This window comes from Kitasatospora nipponensis (assembly GCF_039528135.1).
GTDB classification, from domain to species: domain Bacteria; phylum Actinomycetota; class Actinomycetes; order Streptomycetales; family Streptomycetaceae; genus Kitasatospora; species Kitasatospora nipponensis.
This window is the reverse complement of the sequence record NZ_BAAALF010000190.1, coordinates 1-15,622: the sequence shown is the minus strand read 5'-3', so window position 1 is coordinate 15,622 and position 15,622 is coordinate 1. Positions and strand designations below refer to the sequence as shown.

Genomic DNA, 15,622 nt, shown 5'->3' with positions numbered 1-15,622 from the left:
ACGACCTCTACACCTACCGCGGCGCCGAAGAAGGCCCCACCACCAAGTAACCCCCACCACCCCACCAACCACTGTGGGCGGGCCCGGCACACCACCGGACCCGCCCACAGCCGTGCCGTCCCACCACGGGATCGGTCTCAGTACGCGACCGGCTCCCGCTCGTCCGTCCGGCCGTCCGGCGCGACCCCGTCGCCCAGGCCCTCGCCCGCGCCGTCGCCGCCACCGGGGCGCGGCAGCAGCGGGGTGAGCAGCAGCACCAGCAGGAACGCCACGACCGGGTAGCGCAGGCTCTGCGAGGTGGCGTCCGCGAAGCTCGCCCGCAGCGCGGCGTGCACCGCGTCCGCCGCCTCGCCCGCGGCCGGTCCGTCCTGGCAGCCGGCCGGCACCGCGTAGGGGTCCAGCGCCCGGGTGCGCTCCACCACGCAGCGACGCAGGTCCGCCACCGCCGCGTCCTGGTCGGCTCCGGGCACCGCCCGCGCGCTCAACGAGGCCCGCAGCGCGGGCTCCTGGGCGCGTGCGTGGTCGGCCCCGGTGCCGCCGAGGCGGGCGAAGAAGACCAGCGCGATCAGCCCGATGCCGACCGCCGAGGCCAGGTAGATGGTCGCGTTGGCCAGCCCCGCACCGGAGCCCGCGTCGCGGCGCGGGACCCCGCCCAGCACCAGGTTGACCAGGATCGGCACGATCAGGCCCAGCCCGCAGCCGATCGCCGTCAGACAGCCGAAGAGCTGCCAGAAGGTCAGCCCGTCGCGGCCGACCAGCACGCTCAGCAGCAGGGTCGAGCCGGCCACCACCGCGCAGCCGGTGGCCAGCAGGGCGCGCCCGATCCGCGGCGCCAGCGTCACCGCGGGCACCCCGAGCAGGCACAGGCCCAGCACCCAACCGACCATCGCACAGCCGGTCTTCAGCGCCGACCAGCCCAGCCCGATCTGGGTCTCCCAGATCACCGGCATCTGCTGCGCGAGCAACGCGCCGTAGACCAGGAAGAGTTGCAGCATGCCGGAGCTGAACGAGCGCATCCGGAACAGGGCGACGGGGACCAGCGCCCGTTCCGGTTCGCTGCGCCCCTGGTGCCAGGCCAGCAGCAGGGTCAGCGGCAGCGTGCAGAACAGTCCGAGCAGCATCCAGGCCGGCCAACCGGCCGAGCGGCCCTGCTGGAGCGGGTAGACCAGCAGCCCGGCCAGCACGGCCACCAGCAGGACGCCCACCAGGTCGATCCGCAGCCGCTGGTCGGAGCGGGACTCGGGCACCAGGAGCAGGGTGCCGACGATCACCAGCAGCCCGACCGGCACGTTGATCAGGAAGATCGCCCGCCAGCCCAGCCCGAGCAGGTCGTCGGTGGCCAGGTAGCCGCCGACGATCGGGCCGGCCAGCTGGGCCAGGTTCATCACCGTGCCGTAGGTGGCGAAGGCCGCGCCGCGCTTGGCGGGCGGGAAGAGCACCTGCAGCACGGCGAGCACCTGGGGCACCATCAACGCGCCGAAGCCGCCCTGGACGAACCGGGCGGCGATCAGCGCGCCGGCCGACGGCGCGAGCGCGCAGGCGGCCGAGGCGAGGGTGAAGCCGGCCACGCCGATCAGGAAGACCCGGCGGCGGCCGTAGATGTCGCCCAGGCGCCCGCCGGGGATCAGCATGACGGCGAAGGCGAGCGCGTAGGCGGCGACCAGCCACTGCCCGGCGGTGTAGCCGGCGTGCAGGTCGCGCTGGATCGCGGGGGTGGCGACCGCGGCGATGGACAGGTCGAGCATGTCCATGAAGGCGGCGAAGAGGACGACGAGGAGCGCCGGCCAGGCGTTCTTCGCGACCCTCTCCACCGCCCCGGGGGTGGTGCTCATACGGAGCCCTCTCGGCAGGGCCCCCGAGCGGGCTCGGCGGGGGACCGGTCAGGGGCCCGCCGAGCCCGGGCGAAGCATGTCTGATCCCAAGTCTGACGTACGGTCAGAGCTCGATCTGCACACCGTACTTGCGCAGCCAGAAGTCGAAGCCCAGGGCCATCTCGATGTTCGAGCGGCTGTGCCACTCGTGGGCCACGCCCGAGGGGTCCTTGACGGCCAGCCAGGCGGCCTCGACGTCCAGGAACGGCAGCACGGGTGAGTTCGGGTCGTTCAGCACGGCGGTGAACTCGCGGTGCAGGGCCTGGGTGTAGGTCGGGTCCTGGGTCACCGGGTAGGGGCTCTTGGGGCGCTCCAGGACCGACTTGGGCAGCAGGTCCTTGGTGGCCGCCCGCAGCAGGCTCTTCTCCCGGCCGTCGAAGATCTTGTACTCCCACGGGGCGTTGTAGACGTACTCGACCAGCCGGTGGTCGCAGAACGGCACCCGGGTCTCCAGGCCCGAGGCCATCGCCAGGCGGTCGCCGCGGTCCAGCAGCATCGGCAGCCAGCGCGAGAGGTGGGCGTAGCTGAGCTCGCGCATCCGGTGCTCGCGGGCGTTCTCGCCGGCCTGGTGCGGGGTGTCGGCGCGGACCTGGGCGTAGTTGGCGGCGTAGTAGCCGGTCATGTCCAGCTTGCCGAGGAAGTCCCCGCCGAACAGGCCGCGGCCCTGGCCCTTGCGGCTGCCCTCCTGGCGCTGCTCGGCCGCGATCCACGGGAAGGTGTCGATCCCGACGAGCTCCTCGTCGTGCAGCCACTTGAAGCCGCCGAAGATCTCGTCGGCGGTCTCGCCGGTGAGCGCGACCGTGGAGTGCTCGCGGGTGGCGCGCAGCATCAGGTAGAGCGAGGTGTCCATGTCGCCGAGCATGGTCGGCATGTCCTGGGCGATGATCGCCGCCTCGCGGGCCGCGGGGTCGATCAGGTCGGCGGTGCCCAGCACGATGTCGGTGTGGTCCGCGCCGACGTGGCGGGCGAGTTCGGCCGCGTACGGGGCGTCGGGGGTGTCGCGCTGGTCGTCGGGGCGGAAGTTCTCGCTGTAGCCGACGAAGGTGGCGGTGATGGTGCGCACGGCCTCGTCGCCGGCCTGCTTGCGGGCGATGGCGGCCAGCGCGGTGATCGAGCTGGAGTCGATGCCGCCGGAGAGCGCGGTGCACAGCGGCACGTCCGCGACCAGCTCGCGGGTGACGATCTCCTCCATCATCGAGCGCACGGTGCTGATCGTGGTGGGCAGGTCGTGGCCGTAGTCGCGCGCCTCGAGCGTCCAGTAACGGCGCAGCACCGCGCCCTTGCGGCTGAGGGTCAGGGTGTGGCCCGGCGGCACCTCGCGCAGCTCGCTGAAGACGCTCTGGCCGGGGGTCTTGGCGGTGGAGAAGAGCTCGCGCAGGCCGTCGGCGTCCACTGTCCGCTTGACCAGCGGGTTGGCGAACAGCGCCTTCGGCTCGGAGCCGAAGATCAGGCCGCCGGGGAGGGTCTTGTAGAAGACCGGCTTGATGCCCATCCGGTCGCGGACCAGCAGGAGTTCCTCGGTGAGCGGGTTCCACACCGCGAAGGCGAACATGCCCTCCAGGTGCTCGGCGCAGTCGGCGCCCCACTCGACGTAGCTGCGCAGCACCACCTCGGTGTCGCTGCGGGTGCGGAAGCGGTGGCCGCGGGCCTCCAGCTCGGAGCGGAGCTGCTTGAAGTTGTAGACCTCACCGGTGTAGGAGAGGACGGCCAGCTCGCGGCCGTCCTCCTCGGCCACCATCGGCTGGATGCCACCGGCCAGGTCGATGATGGAGTTCCGGGTGTGGCCGAGCAGGGCGTGGCTGGAGAGCCACACACCCCGCGCGTCGGGGCCCCGCTTCTCCAGGGCGTCGGTCATCCGGTCGAGGATCAGCCGTTCCTGCGAGAGGTCGCAGCTGAAGTCCACCCAGCCAGTCATACCGCACATGCGGAAACTCCCTTGTTCATCTCGGTCTCGGGGTGCTCCGGCCGACGCGGATGGGCCGCGGCCGGGAAACGGGAAATCTGGACCTGAAGGACGCGCTGCAGCCTGCCGGGGTGCCCTGGAAGCAGGCTCGAGCAGGGCTGGACGTGCCGCCGAGCGGCGCCGGACCTCCAGGGGCCGCAGCGGGCTAGAACGGCCAGCCCTCCTGGCGCCAGGCCGCGTCGACGAACGCCCACTCGTAGCGCACGGCGTGCCCGGCGTTGCGGACCAGCTCGCGCTGCTCGGCGGCCGAACTGGTGTCGGCGACCTGCTCGGCCAGGTCCAGGAAGTCCGCCAGCATGCCCCGGTAGAACTCGCCGGGGTGCGCCTTGACGACCTCGGCCGCGTACCGGGCGCCGGGGTCGTGGCGCTCCAGCAGGTCGTCGGTGACCAGCATGTAGAGCCAGGCCGAGGGCAGCACCGCGCCGATCGCCGCGCCCAGCGAGCCGGCGGTGGCGTTGCCGAGGAAGCTCACGTAGCCCAGCGTGGTCGGGGCGATCGGCGGCTTCTCCTCGCCGGCCGGCAGCGGCAGCTCCAGGCCCAGCCGCTCGGCGGTGGCGTGCAGGCCGGCCAGCCGGGCGGTGCAGTCGTCCAGCGCCCCGGTGGCCATCCGGCTCAGCACGGCGGCCTGCCGGTCGTCGCGGGCCAGCACCGAGCAGCGGGCCTGCGCCCGGCCGTAGCCGGGCAGCAGGTGGCAGGAGTCCTGCAGGGTGAAGTGCAGCAGGGCGGCGCCGGGCAGCGTGCCGTCCCGCAGGCCCTGGTAGTAGGGGTGGTCGCAGAGCCGGCGGGCGCCGTCGGCCATCAGCTCGCCGAGCTCCGCGCGCAGGGCGGCGCCGGCCCGGGCGGGGCCGCCCCGGGCAGCCGCGATCGAAGTCACCATGGCCCCGAGCCTGTGGCGCCGGCCTCGAGGCAGGCTCGGGCCCAGCTCGCCCACCGCCGCGGGGAGCCGGCGACCGGGCGGCCCGGGCACCCGGCCCCAGCGGCGTTCGAGTCGCAGTCCAGATTTCGGCGGCAGCATCGGCCCGGCGGCGATTCGCGCTCCGCACCCCCGCGCCCACGGATGCCTCTGTCTCCCCTCGCTGACGCCGGGGGCCACCCAAGGAGAATGGGATGAGCACTGCTCCCGAACCGCCGGCCTTCCCGTTCGGCGACCCGCTCGGCCTGGACGTGGAGCCGGAGCTGCAGCGGCTGCGCGCCGAGCCGGGCATGTGCCCGGTCAAGCTGCCCTTCGGCGGCCCCGCCTACCTGGCTGTGCGCCACCAGGACGTCAAGTCGCTGCTCTCCGACCGCCGTTTCAGCCGCGCCCAGTCGGTGGGCCCCGACGAGCCGCGGCTGCTGCCGCTGGTCCAGCGCGCCAACCTGCTGATCTCCTCGGACGGCCTGGAGCACGACCGGCTGCGCCGGCTGCTCAACGCGGCCTTCACGGTCCGCGGGGTGGAGCGGCTGCGCCCGCGGGCCGAGGAGATCATCGGCGGCCTGCTGGACACCCTGGAGAAGCACGGCGGCCCGGCCGACCTGATGGAGCTCTTCGCGCTGCCGGTGCCGATCCTGATGATCTGCGAGCTGCTGGGCGTGCCGGAGCCCGACCGGGCCCGCTTCCGGGAGCTGGCCGAGTCCTTCCTGGCCGCCAAGCTGCACCAGCTGACGGTCGAGCAGATCGGCGCCGCCGGCCAGGAACTGCGGTCCTACCTGGTCGAGTTGGTGCAGACCCGGCACCGTGAGCCGTCCGCCGACCTGCTCGGCTCGCTGGTCGCCGAGGGCGAGCTGGCGGACGAGGAGCTGGTCGGCATCGCGGTCACCATCCTGATCGCCGGCCACGAGGTGCTGGCCGACCAGCTGGCCAACTTCACGTACTTCCTGCTGACCCACCCCGACCACCACCGCCGGCTGCTGGAGGACCCCGAGGTGCTCCCGGCGGCGATCGAGGAGATGCTGCGCTACACGCCGCTGGGCGTCAGCACCGGCTCGCCGCGGCGCGCCGTCGAGGACGTCGAGCTGGGCGGCACGCTGGTGCGCGCCGGCGAGTACGTGCTGCCGGTGATGACCGCCGCCAACCGCGACGAGAGCGTCTTCGCCAACGCCGCCGAGGTCGACTTCGACCGCCCCGCCAACCAGCACCTGGGCTTCGGCTACGGCCTGCACCGCTGCCTGGGCTCGGCGCTGGCCCGCCTGGAGCTCCAGGTGGCGATGGGCGCGCTGCTGCGCCGGCTGCCGACCCTGAGCCTGGCGGTGCCGGCCGAGGAGATCACCTGGTGCGAGGGCGGCCTGGTCCGCGGTCCGCACACGCTGCCCGTCACCTGGTGACCGCCGCCCGGTGACCCGCCGCCCGTCACCGCCGCGGGTCACCACCACCTGTCACCGCCGCACGTCACCGTCCGTCGTACCGCCGAATGAGGAGTCGTCATGGATCTGCAGTTGAAGGGCAAGCGGGCCGTGGTCACCGGTGCCAGCCGGGGCATCGGGCTGGCCATCGTCAAGGCGCTGGTCGCCGAGGGCGTCGAGGTGGTCGGCGGCGCGCGCACCATCGGTGCCGAGCTGAGCGAGGCCACCGCGCACACCCTGGCCGTCGACCTGGTCACCCCCGAGGGCCCGGCCGCGCTGGTGGCCCACGCCGTCGAGAAGCTCGGCGGCGTGGACATCCTGGTGAACAACGTGGGCGGCCGCACGGTCTCCGCCCAGGGCTTCCTCGACCTGGACGACGAGGGCTGGGCCAAGGGCTTCGAGCTGAACTTCTTCAGCGCGGTGCGCACCATCCGCGCGGCGCTGCCCAGCCTGCTGGAGAACCGCGGCTCGATCGTCAACATCGGCTCGGTCAACGGCCGGCTCGCCGCGCCGCGGCTCGCCGAGTACGGCGCCGCCAAGGCCGCGCTGACCAACCTCACCAAGGCGCTCTCCGAGGAGTTCGGCCCCAAGGGCGTGCGGGTCAACACCGTCTCGCCCGGCCCGGTGCTCACCGACACCTGGAACAGCCCCCAGCGCGCCCAGCGGATGGGCATGTCGGTCGAGGACCTGGTCGCCGCGGTGCCGAAGTGGATGAGCCTGACCACCGGCGAGATCATCAAGCCCGAGGAGGTCGCCGACATCGTGCTGCTGCTGGCCTCGGACCGGCTGCCGAACGCCACCGGTGCGGACTGGCTGATCGACGCGGGTATGCTCAAGTCGGTCTGACGGAACGTCAGGCCCGTCAGGAGCGAGCACGCCACCGCCCCGGAACTCGGTCGAGTTCCGGGGCGGTTCGCCGTTTCGCGGCCCCGTCGGTGTCCGGCTGCTCGCCGCCGGCGCCGGGCCGGCCGCGGTCAGCGTGCGGTCACAGGTGCAGCAGGGGCCAGGCCGCGTACTCGCGCATGCCGTACAGCAGCGGGCCGCGCCCCGGCAGCAGGACGATCCGCACCACCTCGCCGTAGACGACGGTGTGCGAGCCGACCTGGTGCGCCGCGCTCACCCGGCAGTCCGCGATCGCGTGCGCGTCGTCGACCAGCTGCGGTCCGCCGCCGTTCGGGCCGCGGGTCCAGCGCACCTGGCCGAAGCGGTCCGCCGCCCCGGAGCCGAACAGCTCGGCGGTGGCCCGGGCCCGCCCGTGCAGCAGGTTCACCGTGAACCGGCGCGAGTCCAGGACCGCGGACAGCGTCCGGGTCTCGGTGCGCAGGCAGGTCAGCAGGGTCGGCGGTTCCAGCGTGACGCTGCAGACGGCCGAGCAGGTCATCCCGCGCGGCTCGCCGTCGGGGGCGTAGGAGGCCACGACGGAGACGCCGGTGGGGAAGCCGGACATCAGCGCGCGGAAGTCGGCGGCGGCCGCTACGGGGATCGCGCCGGTGGAAGAGGTGGTCACCTGTTCGCCCTTCTGTGGACGGATGCGGCCTCGGCCCGGGCTCGGCCGGGCAGCAGCGCAGCCACGCCGCCCGCACGAGGCTGCTAGCCCCTGCTCCAAGACGACTCGCACTCAGCTCAACTCGCGATGTTGGTGGGTCCAGCAGCGTTCGACCGGGGCTCCGTACCCCGGGGCCAGGCTGGTCCTCCGATCCCGAACCGGCCCGTGCGCGCGTTCGGGCCGGCGGCCCGCCGCCCGCCCGTCCGGCGCTCGAGGGCCGCTCAGGAACCGCTCAAGTGCGGCTCGAGCCGCACTCCACGGTCCGCTGCAAGCCTGCCAGCGGGGCGTGGCCGGGCAGCCGGCCCGGTGCGGTGACGGACAGACGACTTCGAGGAGGTGCCGTTCGGATGCCAGAACGACTCGGCGTGACCCCACCGCCCGAAGGGGACGGTCAGGCCCTTCCCCACCACCAGGTGGCCGGCCTCGGAGCCGGACCCGCGAACCTGAGCCTGGCCGCCCTGGCCGCCGACGAGCTGCCCGAGGGCATCGCCCTGTTCGAGAAGCGCGAGGGCCCCGCCTGGCACCCCGGGCTGCTCGGCGCCGGCACCCAGCTGCAGACCTCCTGGATCAAGGACCTGGTCTCGCTGGCCGACCCGCGCAACCGGCTCTCCTTCCTCAACTACCTGGTCACCACCGGCCGCATCTACGCCTTCCTGAACGCCCAGTACGACTCCATCCCGCGCCTGGAGTACGCCCGCTACCTGGCCTGGGCCTCGGGCGAGCTGGGCTGCGTGCGCTACGGGACGGCCGTCGAGCAGGTCGACTTCCAGGGCGGGCGCTTCGTGCTGCACGGCACGGCCGGCCCGGTCGCCACCGCCGACCACGTGGTCTTCGGCCTGGGCACCCGTCCCGAGGTGCCGGCCTGCTTCGAGGACCGCGACATCGAGGGCGTGGTGCTGGCCGAGCACCTGGAGGGCCACCTGACCACGGTCGCGGCCAAGCCCTACGAGCAGGTCATCGTGGTGGGCGGCGGCCAGACCGGCGCCGAGTGCGTGCTCAACCTGCTGCAGCGCGGCTACCGCGACATCCGCTGGATCGGCCGGCGCCCGTGGTTCGCCCCGATGGACGACTCGCCCTCCGCCAACGACTTCTACCGCCCCACCTACCTGCGGTTCTTCCAGGGCCTGCCGGAGGGCGTGCGCGAGCGCTACGCCGCCGAGCAGACGCTCACCAGCGACGGCGTCTCGATGGCCACCCTGCAGCAGCTCTACCAGGCCAACTACGAGGCCTCGCTGCGCGAGGGCCGCTCGCCGGTGATGATGCTGCCGGGCCGCAGCGTGGTCGAGGCGGCCAACCGGCACGGCACCATCGCGCTGTGGTGCGAGCGCGACTGGGGCGGCCGCGAGCGGCACGCCGCGCGCTTCGTGGTGCTGGCCACCGGCCGGCGGGCCACCCCGCTGCCGCTGGGCGCCGGGCTGCTGGAGCTGATGGAGACCGACACCTCGCACGAGCCGGTGATCGACTCGGACTACTCGATCCGCTGGAAGCACTCCGAGACCAACCGGATGTACGTGCAGAACCGCAGCCGGGTGGGTCACGGCCTGGCCGACCCGAACCTGAGCCTGCTCGCGGTGCGCTCGGCGGTGATCCTCAACTCGCTGCTGGACCGCCAGGTCTTCGCCATCCGGGACGAGCAGATGAGCACCGTCTGGGCCTGACCCGCGGTCGGCGGTGGACCGATCCCGGATTCAAGACATTCATGAGGGGAAGATTTTCAAGATGACCGACTCACCGTTCCACGTCATCGTCATCGGGGGCGGCACCGGCGGCATGGCGCTGGCCCACGGGTTGCAGCGGGCGGGCATCAGCGTCGCCGTGTACGAGCGCGACCGCACCCGCAACAGCGGGCTGCACGGCTACCGGGTGGGGATCAACCCCGACGGCAGCCGGGCGCTGAAGTACCTGCTGCCGGACGACCTGTTCGACACCTTCCTGGCCACCTGCGCCCGGGCGCCGAAGTACTTCAGCTTCCTCAAGGAGAACCTGAAGCCGAACATCACCCTCGAGCTGGTGGTGGACGAGGACCCGGTCAACAACGAGAAGTCGGTCAGCCGGATGACGCTGCGCCAGGTGCTGCTCACCGGCATCGAGGACATCGTCCACTTCGACAAGACCTTCACGCACTACGAGAAGGAGCCGGACGGCCGGGTCACCGCCTACTTCGAGGACGGCACCAAGGCCACCGGTGACCTGCTGGTGGCCGCCGACGGCGCCAGCTCCCGGGTGCGCCAGCAGTACCTGCCGCACGCCACGGTCGAGGACGCCAACATCATCTCGATCACCGCCAAGGTGCCGATGACCGAGGCGACCAAGAAGCTGCTCCCGGAGAAGGTCTTCAAGGGCATCGGCCTGGTGGTGGCGCCCAAGGGCTACAGCTGCATCCTGCACTCGATGGAGTTCGGCTGGGACCCGGACGGCAACGTCAAGAACAGCATCGGCGGCAACGACGCGGCGCTGATCTCGCAGTGGCCGGGCCTGCTCTTCGACAACACCCGGGACTACATCAACTGGGGCTTCTGGGCCTCGACCGACAAGTTCCCCGCGGACATCATGAAGAAGAGCCCCGAGGACCTGATCAAGCTCACCCTCGACATGACCCGCAACTGGCACCCGGACCTGCGCAAGCTCTTCACGCTGGGCGACCCCAGCACCTGCTTCGCGGTCAACATCCGCACCTCGGTGCCGATCGACCAGTGGACCCCCACCAACATCACCCTGATCGGCGACGCGATCCACACCATGACCCCGGGTCAGGGCGTGGGCGCCAACACCGCGCTGCGCGACGCGGCCCGGCTGTGCCGCAACCTGATCAAGTTCCGCAACGACGAGATGACGCTCATCGACGCGGTGCTGGAGTACGAGACCAAGATGGTGGTCTACGGCACCGAGGCGGTCAAGGAGTCCAAGAAGCAGACCTCGGGCGACCAGCCGATCAACAAGCCCTACATCGGCCGGCTGGTGCTGGCCTCGATGCGCGGCTACTTCTGGCTCGCCTCCCGGGTGCCGTCGATGCGCCAGAAGATGGCCGAGGACCTCTACCTCGACCGCGGTGGCAACCGCGAGGAGTACTGACCTCCGATCCCGCCGGGGCCCGCTTGCCGGGCCCCGGCGGAATTCTCTGGCGTACCATCAATTAACGTACGCACCAAAGCACTTGTGCACCACGGAAAGGGACAACGGAGTGGATCTGGGACTGCGGGACAAGCGAGTCCTCATCACCGGCGCGACGCGCGGCATCGGCCGCGCCACCGCCAGGATCTTCGCGGCCGAGGGCGCGCGGGTCGCGATCACCTACCACTCGGACGCGGACGCGGCCGAGAACGTGGTCAAGGAGCTGGGCGGCCCCGAGCGCGCCCGCGCCGAGCAGTGCGCGCTGGGCGACCCCGCCTCGATCGAGGCGGCGGTGCGCGCGGTGGAGGCCGCCTGGGGCGGCATCGACATCGTGGTGGCCAACGCGCAGTCCTTCTCCTGGGTGGACCCGGACCAGCTGCCGCGGTTCGAGAACCTGCCCACCGACGAGTGGTTCCCGCAGCTGCGGGACAACGTCGAGGGCCACATGCTCACCGTGCGCCACGCGCTCGGCGGCATGCGCGAGCGCGGCTGGGGCCGGGTCGTGCTGCTCTCCTCGGTCACCGCCGACCACGGCTCGCCCGGCTCGGAGATCTACAGCGCGGCCAAGGCCGCCCTGCACGGCTTCGCCCGCGGCCTGGCCTGGACCCGCGACGGCATCCTGGCCAACGTGGTCTCGCCCGGCGGCACGCTCACCGAGAGCCTGCAGAACGTCGACCCGGCGATCATCGAGAAGGCCGCCGAGGAGGCGCCCAGCGGCAAGCTGGCCACCGCGGACGACGTGGCGCGGGTCATCGTCTTCCTCTGCTCGGAGGCCAACGGCAACGTCAACGGCGAGATCGTGCGCACCGCCGGCGGGCGCTGACCGAGCGCGGACGCGAGCAGCGGGGCCGGCCACCCAGTGGCCGGCCCCGCTGCCGTTGCCGTGCGCCGCGCACCACCGTCAGGAGGTGGCGACCTTCTTGATCGACCACTGGGCGATCTTCAGCGACATCTCCACGCCCTCGGTGGCGTACTCCACCATCGCCTTCTGGTACTCCGCCAGCGCCTCGGCCAGCTCCAGCTCGCCGCGCACCACGGCCGTCAGCAGCCGGGTCAGCGCCTCGGCGTCACGCACCGCCGTGTTGGCGCCCACGCCCCCCGAGGGCGGCATGCTGTGCACCGCGTCGCCCAACGGGACCACCGGGCCGGCCTCCCACGCCTCGACCGGCTGGGTGGCGCGCAGCGCGACCGCGAAGGTGGTCTCGGGCAGCGCGTGGGTGAAGATGCCGCGCAGGTCGGGGTGCCAGGCCGCGGTGCGGTCCACCACCAGGCGGCAGAGCTCCTCGCCGCTGAGCGCGAAGAAGGCCGCGTCGTCCAGGCCCAGGTCGGCCAGGTGCACGTTGAAGACCGACATGTAGTAGTCGTCGCTGTCGACCAGGTTGGCGCCGGGCCACCAGCGGGCGGCGGCCTCGGAGGGCCGGGTGCGGAAGGTCATCGGCATCAGGCCCAGGTGGTGGCCGTCCGAGCCGATCACGTAGCTGAAGCGGTCGTGCAGCGCCTCGGGCAGGCCCGCGGCGACCGCGGCGTCGCGCGGGATCCGCGAGAAGATCGTCCGGATCCCCAGGTCGGTGGGCTGGTCGGTGGGCCGCAGCTGCTCGCGCACCTTGGAGTTGGTCCCGTCGGCGGCGATCAGCAGGTCGCCCTCGGCCGAGCTGCCGTCCTCGAAGTGGGCGACGACGGTGCCGCGTTCGGTGCGCTCCAGGCGCTCGAAGTTCTTGCCGAAGACGACCACGTCCTCCAGGCCCGCCAGCAGGATCCGGCGCAGCGTCACCCGGTCGACCGCGTCGATCTTGTCCTCCCGGTCCGCCCGCGGGTCCTCGAAGCGCGGCGCCCACTGCTCGACCAGGTTCTCGTCGTAGGCCAGCAGGCCGGCGTCGTCGCGGACGTTGGAGGTGGCCGCCAGCAGCTCCTGCAACGGCTGCGGCAGGCAGGCCCGCAGCCCGGCCTCGCCCTCGGGGCTGATCCGCAGCCGGTACCCCTGGCGCCGCCCCTCGGCGGAGGCGTCGCGTTCGTACACGGTGACCGCGACTCCGGCCTGCCGCAGGCCCTGGGCCAGGCAGAGGCCGCCGATGCCGCCGCCAATGACCAGGATCCGCAACGGTGATCGGCTGGTCGGCCCAGTCGTCGGCTCAGTCATCGCCCGTTCTCCTCTCGTCCGTCCGCTCTGCTGCCCGCTCGTGTGCGCGCTGACCCGGGCACGGTGCGGTGCGCCGCTCGGGTCCCGCTGGAGCGCGGGCGGGCGCCGGCGGCCGGCGGGCCCGGGCCACCTCTTCGACCCGGCCTTGAGCAGCCTTGAAGAGGGGCCACCCACCCTGTGCAGGGTCTGCAGGGTGCAGGGGGGCGGCCGATGGCCCGCTGACGCCTGCCGCCCGCCGAAGCCGACCATCCGGAGGAACCGTGTCCCGTCGTCTGTTCACCTCGGAGTCCGTCACCGAGGGCCATCCCGACAAGATCGCCGACCGGATCAGCGACACCATCCTGGACGCCCTGCTCACGCAGGACCCCACGTCCCGGGTCGCGGTGGAGACGCTGATCACCACCGGCCAGGTGCACATCGCCGGCGAGGTCACCACCAGCGCCTACGCCGACATCGCCTCGCTGGTGCGCCGGACCGTGCTGGACATCGGCTACGACTCCTCGGCCAAGGGCTTCGACGGCGAGTCCTGCGGGGTGTCGATCTCGATCGGCTCGCAGTCCCCGGACATCGCCCAGGGCGTCGACACCGCGTACGAGAGCCGGGTCGAGGGCGAGGAGGACGACCTCGGCCGCCAGGGCGCCGGCGACCAGGGCCTGATGTTCGGCTACGCCTGCGACGACACCCCCGAGTTGATGCCGCTGCCGATCTGGCTGGCGCACCGGCTCGCCCAGCGGCTCACCCAGGTGCGCAAGGAGGGGACCATCCCCTACCTGCGCCCCGACGGCAAGACCCAGGTCACCATCGAGTACGACGGCGACAAGGCCGTGCGCCTGGACACCGTGGTGGTCTCCTCGCAGCACGCCAGCGACATCGACCTCGACTCGCTGCTCGCCCCCGACGTCCAGGAGTTCGTGGTCGAGCCGGTGCTCGCCGCGCTGGCCGGCGCCGGCATCGAGCTGGACATCGAGGGCTACCGCCTGCTGGTCAACCCGACCGGCCGCTTCGAGATCGGCGGCCCGATGGGCGACGCCGGTCTGACCGGCCGCAAGATCATCGTGGACACCTACGGCGGCATGGCCCGCCACGGCGGCGGCGCCTTCTCCGGCAAGGACCCGTCCAAGGTGGACCGTTCGGCCGCCTACGCGATGCGCTGGGTCGCCAAGAACGTGGTGGCGGCGGGCCTGGCCCGGCGCTGCGAGGTGCAGGTCGCGTACGCGATCGGCAAGGCCGAGCCGGTGGGCCTGTTCGTGGAGACCTTCGGCACCGGCACCGTCGCGGTGGAGAAGATCCAGCAGGCCGTCAGCGCGGTCTTCGACCTGCGCCCGGCCGCCATCATCCGCGACCTGGACCTGCTGCGGCCCATCTACGCCCAGAGCTCGGCCTACGGTCACTTCGGCCGTGAGCTGACGGACTTCACCTGGGAGCGGACCGACCGGGTGGAGAAGCTCCGCGCCGTCGCGCTGGGCTGATCCCGGACCGGCCGGCCCCCCGGCCGGTCCCCGCCCGCCCAGGCCCCGGTCCGCCGGGGCCCGCACCGCACGGTCCCGACGTCCATCGCGCTCCCGCCGGTGGCGGCCGGCGCCGGCCAACCCCCTCGTAGCGATCTGTTGCCCAAGGAGGCACCGCTGTGCGCATCGCCGTCACCGGTTCGATTGCCACCGACCATCTGATGGTCTACCCCGGCCGGTTCGCCGACCAGTTGATCGAGGGCCAGCTCGACAAGGTCTCGCTCTCCTTCCTCGCCGACGACCTGGTGGTCCGCCGCGGTGGGGTCGCCGCCAACATCGCCTTCGGCCTGGGCCGGTTCGGGCTCGCCCCGATCCTGGTCGGCGCGGTGGGCGCGGACTTCAGCGAGTACCGGGCCTGGCTGGAGGAGGCCGGGGTGGACACCGGCTCGGTGCTGGTCAGCCGGACCCGGCACACCGCCCGGTTCGTCTGCACCACCGACGTGGACCAGAACCAGATCGCCACCTTCTACGCCGGGGCGATGTCCGAGGCGCGCGAGCTGGAGCTGGCCCCGATCGCCGAGCGGGCCGGCGGGCTCGACCTGGTGGTGATCGCGCCCAACGACCCGGCCGCGATGGTGCGCCACACCGAGGAGTGCCGCGCGCTGGGCCTGCCGTTCGCCGCCGACCCCTCCCAGCAACTGGCCCGGCTCGGCCGTGAGGAGGCCCGTCAGCTGGTGGAGGGCGCCACGTACCTCTTCACCAACGCCTACGAGTCGGCGCTGCTGCTGCAGCTCTCCGGCTGGAGCCAGGAGGAGATCCTCGCCCGGGTGGGCACCTGGATCACCACGCACGGCGCGGACGGTGTGGTGATCGCCGGTGCCGGCACCGAGCCGATCACCGTCCCGGCCGTGCCGACCGGCCGCGGGCAGGACCCGACCGGCGTGGGCGACGGCTTCCGGGCCGGCTTCCTGGCCGGGCTCAGCCTGGGCTGGGAGCTGCCGCGCGCGGCCCGGCTGGGCTGCGCGCTGGCCACCAGGGTGCTGGAGACGGTCGGCACCCAGGAGTACAGCGCCACCGCCGAGGAGCTGCTCGCCTCCATCGGCGAGACACCGGTGGGTGCCAGGTGACCGGGCCCGACCAGGCCCGTGCCACCGCCCTGCGCGAGGCCCTGACGACGCGGGTGGTGGTCGCCGACGGGGCGATGGGCACCATGCTGCAGGCGCAGAA

12 protein-coding genes are annotated in these 15,622 nt (G+C 72.6%); 7 read left to right on the top strand and 5 right to left on the bottom strand.

The window, feature by feature from the left end:
• Positions 1–137: 137 nt before the first annotated feature.
• The 3 genes from ABD323_RS33585 to ABD323_RS33575 all read right to left on the bottom strand — a co-directional run bounded on the left by ABD323_RS33585 (position 138) and on the right by ABD323_RS33575 (position 4,711).
• On the bottom strand, positions 138–1,832 hold the full coding sequence (locus ABD323_RS33585; RefSeq protein ID WP_344445850.1) for an MFS transporter: 1,695 nt from the start codon (positions 1,830–1,832) through the stop codon (positions 138–140).
• A gap of 103 nt (positions 1,833–1,935) precedes the next feature.
• On the bottom strand, positions 1,936–3,795 hold the full coding sequence (gene asnB / locus ABD323_RS33580; RefSeq protein WP_344445849.1) for an asparagine synthase (glutamine-hydrolyzing): 1,860 nt from the start codon (positions 3,793–3,795) through the stop codon (positions 1,936–1,938).
• 184 nt (positions 3,796–3,979) lie between these two features.
• A complete protein-coding gene (locus ABD323_RS33575) occupies positions 3,980–4,711 on the bottom strand; it encodes a TenA family protein (RefSeq protein ID WP_344445848.1) in 732 nt (243 codons plus the stop codon).
• Positions 4,712–4,941: 230 nt separating this feature from the next.
• Here ABD323_RS33575 and ABD323_RS33570 point away from each other — a divergent pair, with 230 nt between their 5' ends.
• Both ABD323_RS33570 and ABD323_RS33565 read left to right on the top strand, forming a co-directional pair.
• Positions 4,942–6,135, top strand: a complete 1,194-nt coding sequence (locus ABD323_RS33570; RefSeq protein ID WP_344445847.1) for a cytochrome P450 — start codon at positions 4,942–4,944, stop codon at positions 6,133–6,135.
• A 99-nt stretch (positions 6,136–6,234) separates the two neighbouring features.
• Positions 6,235–6,999, top strand: a complete 765-nt coding sequence (locus ABD323_RS33565; RefSeq protein WP_344445846.1) for an SDR family NAD(P)-dependent oxidoreductase — start codon at positions 6,235–6,237, stop codon at positions 6,997–6,999.
• Between the two features lie 139 nt (positions 7,000–7,138).
• Here the strand turns inward: ABD323_RS33565 and ABD323_RS33560 are convergent, their stop codons facing one another.
• Positions 7,139–7,660, bottom strand: a complete 522-nt coding sequence (locus tag ABD323_RS33560; RefSeq protein ID WP_344445845.1) for a flavin reductase family protein — start codon at positions 7,658–7,660, stop codon at positions 7,139–7,141.
• Between the two features lie 386 nt (positions 7,661–8,046).
• Between ABD323_RS33560 and ABD323_RS33555 the strand changes: the two genes are divergently transcribed.
• The 3 genes from ABD323_RS33555 to ABD323_RS33545 all read left to right on the top strand — a co-directional run bounded on the left by ABD323_RS33555 (position 8,047) and on the right by ABD323_RS33545 (position 11,633).
• Positions 8,047–9,357, top strand: coding sequence for a SidA/IucD/PvdA family monooxygenase (locus tag ABD323_RS33555; protein WP_344445844.1), 1,311 nt, complete (start codon positions 8,047–8,049; stop codon positions 9,355–9,357).
• 61 nt (positions 9,358–9,418) lie between these two features.
• A complete protein-coding gene (locus tag ABD323_RS33550; protein WP_344445843.1) occupies positions 9,419–10,771 on the top strand; it encodes an FAD-dependent oxidoreductase in 1,353 nt (450 codons plus the stop codon).
• 109 nt (positions 10,772–10,880) lie between these two features.
• The gene (locus ABD323_RS33545; protein ID WP_344445842.1) at positions 10,881–11,633 is read left to right on the top strand and encodes an SDR family NAD(P)-dependent oxidoreductase; all 753 of its coding nucleotides are present in this window, start codon (positions 10,881–10,883) and stop codon (positions 11,631–11,633) included.
• A gap of 78 nt (positions 11,634–11,711) precedes the next feature.
• On the opposite strand, the gene ABD323_RS33540 is transcribed toward ABD323_RS33545, so the two are convergent.
• Complete coding sequence (locus ABD323_RS33540; RefSeq protein ID WP_344445841.1) at positions 11,712–12,947, bottom strand: FAD-dependent oxidoreductase; 1,236 nt, start codon at positions 12,945–12,947, stop codon at positions 11,712–11,714.
• A gap of 260 nt (positions 12,948–13,207) precedes the next feature.
• On the opposite strand from ABD323_RS33540, the gene metK reads away from it, so the two are divergent.
• Positions 13,208–14,416, top strand: a complete 1,209-nt coding sequence (gene metK, locus ABD323_RS33535) for a methionine adenosyltransferase (RefSeq protein ID WP_344445840.1) — start codon at positions 13,208–13,210, stop codon at positions 14,414–14,416.
• 158 nt (positions 14,417–14,574) lie between these two features.
• On the top strand, positions 14,575–15,522 hold the full coding sequence (locus ABD323_RS33530) for a carbohydrate kinase family protein (RefSeq protein ID WP_344445839.1): 948 nt from the start codon (positions 14,575–14,577) through the stop codon (positions 15,520–15,522).
• The last annotated feature ends 100 nt before the right edge of the window (positions 15,523–15,622 follow it).

Bases quoted from the DNA above. Each gene is read 5' to 3' on its own strand.
- ABD323_RS33550 (WP_344445843.1), top strand. From the start codon at position 9,419: ATGACCGACTCACCGTTCCACGTCATCGTCATCGGGGGCGGCACCGGC.
- asnB (WP_344445849.1), bottom strand. From the start codon at position 3,795: ATGTGCGGTATGACTGGCTGGGTGGACTTCAGCTGCGACCTCTCGCAG.
- ABD323_RS33565 (WP_344445846.1), top strand. From the start codon at position 6,235: ATGGATCTGCAGTTGAAGGGCAAGCGGGCCGTGGTCACCGGTGCCAGC.
- ABD323_RS33570 (WP_344445847.1), top strand. From the start codon at position 4,942: ATGAGCACTGCTCCCGAACCGCCGGCCTTCCCGTTCGGCGACCCGCTC.
- ABD323_RS33575 (WP_344445848.1), bottom strand. From the start codon at position 4,711: ATGGTGACTTCGATCGCGGCTGCCCGGGGCGGCCCCGCCCGGGCCGGC.
- ABD323_RS33555 (WP_344445844.1), top strand. From the start codon at position 8,047: ATGCCAGAACGACTCGGCGTGACCCCACCGCCCGAAGGGGACGGTCAG.
- ABD323_RS33540 (WP_344445841.1), bottom strand. From the start codon at position 12,947: ATGACTGAGCCGACGACTGGGCCGACCAGCCGATCACCGTTGCGGATC.
- ABD323_RS33585 (WP_344445850.1), bottom strand. From the start codon at position 1,832: ATGAGCACCACCCCCGGGGCGGTGGAGAGGGTCGCGAAGAACGCCTGG.